The following is a 4,506-nucleotide window of genomic DNA, read 5'->3' as shown; positions in this document are numbered from 1 at the left end:
GGCCGCACCAGGGAGCGCAGCAGCGGCGCCACGTCCTCCTGCTGCGCCAGCGCCGCCAGGTCCAGCCGGACCGGCGCCAGTTGCGCCTCGGGCCGGCGCAGGGCGGCGTCGAACAGCGCGAGCCCCTCGTCGACACCGAGGGCCCGGGCCCCTCCGCGGCGCATCCGGGCCAGTTCGGCCTCGCCGAGGTGCGCGGTCATGCCCGCTCCGCCCTGGTCCCACAGTCCCCAGGCGAGGCTGAGCCCCGGCAGCCCGCGGGTGCGGCGGTAGGCGGCGAAGGCGTCCAGGAAGGCGTTCGCCGCCGCGTAGTTGACCTGCCCCGGGGAGCCGAACGTGCCTGCCACCGACGAGAACAGCGCGAAGACGGCCAAGTCCTGACCGGCGGTCAGCTCGTGCAGGAGGAGCGCCCCGTCGACCTTCGGCGCGAGGACCGCGGCCATCCGCTCCGCGCTCTGGTTGCGTGCGATGCCGTCGTCGAGGACGGCGGCCAGGTGCACCACCGCCGTCAGCGGGTGGTCCGCGGACACGGCGGACACGGCGGCGGCGACGTCGTCGCGACGACTGACGTCGCAGGCGACGATGCGCACGGTGGTGGCGCCTGCGGCTGTGAGGTGGGTGATGAGGCTGTCGGCGCCGGGAGTGTCGGGGCCGCGGCGGGAGGTGAGGACGAGGTGGCGGATGCCGTGGATGCGGATGAGGTGTTCGGCGAGAGCCTGGCCGAGTGCGCCGGTGCCGCCGGTGATGAGAGCGGTGCCGTCGGGGTCCAGGGGCCGGGGCAGGGTGAGGACGAGTTTGCCGGTGTGGCGGCCCTGAGCCATGAACCGGAACGCGCTGGGCGCCTCGCGGACGTCGTAGGCGTGCAGGGGCAGCGGGTGGATCGTGCCGTCGGCCAGGAGTGCGCTGATTTCCTGGAGCATCTCCTGGATGCGGTCGGCGCCGCTGTCCATGAGGTCGAAGGCGCGGTAGTGCACGCCGGGGTGGTCGGTGGTGACCTGGTGGGCGTCGCGGATGTCGGTCTTGCCCATCTCGAGGAAGCGGCCGCCGCCGGTGAGCATCGTCAGGGTGGTGTCGACGAATTCGCGTGCGAGGGAGTTCAGGACGACGTCGAAGGACACGTCGTGCCAGGTGTCGGCGAAGGTGGTGTCGCGAGAGGAGGCGATGCGGTCGTCGGTGAGGCCCATGGCGCGCAGGGCAGGCCATTTGCCGGTGCTGGCAGTGCCGTACACCTCGGCGCCGAAGTGCCGGGCGAGCTGGACGGCGGCCATGCCGACGCCACCGGCGGCGGCGTGCACGAGGATCTTCTCGCCCGCCTGGAGCCTGCCCAGGTCGACCAGGCCGTGGTAGGCGGTCAGGAAGGTCAGCGGCACCGTCGCCGCCTCGGCGAACGACAGGCCGTCGGGGATGCGGGTCATGACCCGGGCATCGGCCCGGACCTCGGTGCCGAACGACCCCACGGCCAGGCCCATCACCCGGTCACCGGCCCGCAGATGCCTCACCTGCGCACCGGCCTCCAGCACGACACCGGCGCATTCGAGGCCGAACTTCGGGGCGTGCACCATGTCCAGCGCGTTCAGCACGTCACGGAAGTTCAGGCCGGCCGCGCGCACCTGGACACGGACCTCGCCGGGGCCGAGCGGCTCAGCCGTGTCGAGGGGCACGGCCTCGAACGTGTCGAGCCTGCCCTTCTCCCGCACGTCCAGGGCCCACGCCCCGGTGTCCGGCACCCGCACCGTGCTGCCGGAACCGGTCCGTGCCAGACGCGGGACGAACACCATCTCGCCGCGCAGTGCCACCTCCGGTTCACCGGTGACGGCCAGCGCCGCCGCGAGCAGCTCCGGGACCGCGGCGTCCGCGGCGACGTCGACCAGACGCCACGTCCGCTCCGGGCTCTCGGCCCGCACCGAGCGGACCAGACCCCACAGCGGAGCGGTGCCGAGTGCGGCGACCGTGTCGTCGGGGCGGGTGCTGACCGCGTCGCCGGTCACCCACACGACCTCGGTGTCGACCAGCGCCGGCGACGCCAGCAACCGCTGAACCAGAGCGAGTTCACCGATCGCGGTGGCGTGTGCCCGCTCGGCCGCGGACGGCCCGGCGGTGCCGGACGTCCGCGGTGTGCGGTCGACCACGATGCGCTGGGGCGCCGGGTCGGCGGCGAGGAGCGCGTCGAGGTCCGCGAAGGCCGGGGCGTCCAAGGACCGTGCGACGAGCCCCTCCCCGTCACCGAGGACCAGGGTGCCGGCAGCATCGCCCGCGCCGGACGCGGTCAGTGTCTCCGCCTCCACCGGCTGGAACTCCACCCGGTACAGATGGTCGGTGTCGCGCCCGACGGCCCGCAGCTGCTCGGCGCTCGCCCGCTGCAACCGCAGGCCGCGTGCCGATGCCACCGGCCGGCCGGTGCCGTCGGCCAGGAGCACCGACGCGCGGGTCTCGCCGCCCTCGCCGGACGGCTCCAGCTCGACACGCACCCGAAGCTCGGTGGCACCCGTCGCGTACAGCGTGACGTCCGTCCAGGCGAACGGCAGCAGCACCGTCTCGCTGTCCGCGTCCTGCTCGCCCCGGGTGGTGCCCACGAGGGTGTGCAGGGCCGCGTCGAACAGCGCCGGGTGCACCCCGAACCCGCTCGTGCCGGCGGTGTCACCGTCCGGCAGCACGATGCGCCCGTAGGCGACGCCGTCCCGGCGGGACAGTTCCGTCAGGCCGCGGAAGGCAGGCCCGTACCGGACGCCCTTCGCCGCCATCCCGTCGTAGAAGCCGCCCAGCTCCACGCCGTCGGCACCGGGTACCGGCCAGGCGCTCAGCTCGGCGAACGCATCGCCGCTCGGAACCCGGACGTCGTCCAGCTCCCCCTCGGCGTGCAGGGTCCACACCTGCTGGTCGACGGCATCCTCGGGCTGGCTGTAGACGGTGATCGCGCGCTGTCCCTCCTGCGACGGCTCACCAACGCGCACCTGGAGCCGTGTCCGTGCGGAACCGTCGAGGACCAGCGGCCGGGCGAGGGTGAGGTGCGCGACGCGTGCGGCGCCCACGGTGTGCGCGGCCGCCCAGGCCAGGTCCAGCAGGCCGGTGCCGGGCAGCAGCACGGAGTCGAACACGGCGTGGTCGGCCAGCCAGGGGTGCTCGGCCGCGGAGACGCTACCGGACAGCAGATGTCCGTCGCCGCCCGCCAGCACCGCCGTCGCGGGCAGCCAGGGATGGCTGCCCTGCCCCAGACCCGATCCGCGCACGTCCGTGCGGGACGTCGGCTCCTTCCAGTGACGCGTGCGCTGGAAGGCGTACGTCGGCAGCTCCGCGGGGCGGACCGAGCGGGGCAGCGGGGCGCGGGTCCAGTCGACACGGTGACCGGCCGTGTGCAGCCGGGCGAGCGCGGCCAGCAGCGTACGGGCCTCGTCCGCCGTGCTCTCGCCCGTCTTGGCCGCGTTGCGCATGCTCGGCGTGAAGTGACCGGTGCTCAGCGTCTGCGTGCCCATGTGGGTGAGCGCGGGGGCCGGGCCGCACTCGAGGAAGCGCCGGACACCGTGCTCCGCGAGCGTGCCGAGGGCGTCGGTGAACCGGACCGCCTCGCGGACCTGGCGCACCCAGTGCTCCGGCGAGCGGATCCCCTCACCGTCAGCGGTGCCGGCCGGGTGCCAGGTGCCGGTGCGGGTGTCCACCAGCGGGATCGCGGGCGCCCGGTAGTCGCAGGTGGCGGCAATGGCGGCGTACTCGTCGAGCATCGCGTCCATGTGCGCGCTGTGGAAGGCGTGCGAGACGGTCAGCCGGTGGGTGCGCAGCCCCTGCCCCGCGAAGTGCTCGGCGAGGGCGGTGACGACGTCGGCGTCACCGCTGACGACGGTCTGCGTCGGGGTGTTGAGGGCGGCGATGCCGATGCCCGCACGGTCGCCGATCGCGTCGAGCACCGCGGCCTCGCCGGCTTCGACGGAGACCATCGCGCCGTCGGTGCGGCAGGACTGCATGAGACGACCGCGGGCGACGACGAGCCGAGCCGCGTGCTGAAGGCTCAGCACTCCCGCGACATGGGCGGCGGCGAACTCGCCGACGGAGTGCCCCGCCACGGCCGTCGCGGTGACACCCCACGACTCCCACAGCCGGTAGAGGGCGACCTCCAGCGCGAACAGCGCGGGCTGGGTGTACCGGGTCTCGTGGATCAGCGCGCCGGCGCCGTCACGCTCCTCTCCGTCGGAGAGGACCAACTCGGCCAGGGACCTCTCCAGGTGCGGGTCGACGGCGGCGCACACGGCGTCGAACGCGGCCCGGTAGGCGGGGAAGGTGTCGTACAACCGCCGTCCCATACCGCCGTACTGGCTGCCCTGCCCGGTGAACAGGACACCGAGCCCGGTGTCGCCGCTCGCCTCGCCCCGTACGAGACCCGCATGCGAGGTGCCGTCGCCCAGCGCCCGCAGTCCGGCCACGGCCTCGTCGGCCGACGCGGCGAGGACGGCGGCGCGGGTGTCGAAGTGGGTGCGGTGCAGCGCGGCCGTGGCGGCCACATCCGTCAGCGACACGGTG

1 protein-coding gene is annotated in these 4,506 nt (G+C 74.2%); it reads right to left on the bottom strand.

Features of this window, described 5'->3' with window-relative positions:
- A partial coding sequence (locus AWZ10_RS37740) for an SDR family NAD(P)-dependent oxidoreductase (protein ID WP_159058506.1) occupies positions 1–4,506 on the bottom strand: 4,506 nt, incomplete at both ends.

The sequence above is a fragment of the Streptomyces europaeiscabiei genome (assembly GCF_001550375.1).
Taxonomy (GTDB): Bacteria; Actinomycetota; Actinomycetes; order Streptomycetales; family Streptomycetaceae; genus Streptomyces; species Streptomyces europaeiscabiei.
Note: the sequence above shows the minus strand (reverse complement) of the source record. Positions and strands in the feature narration are given on the sequence as shown.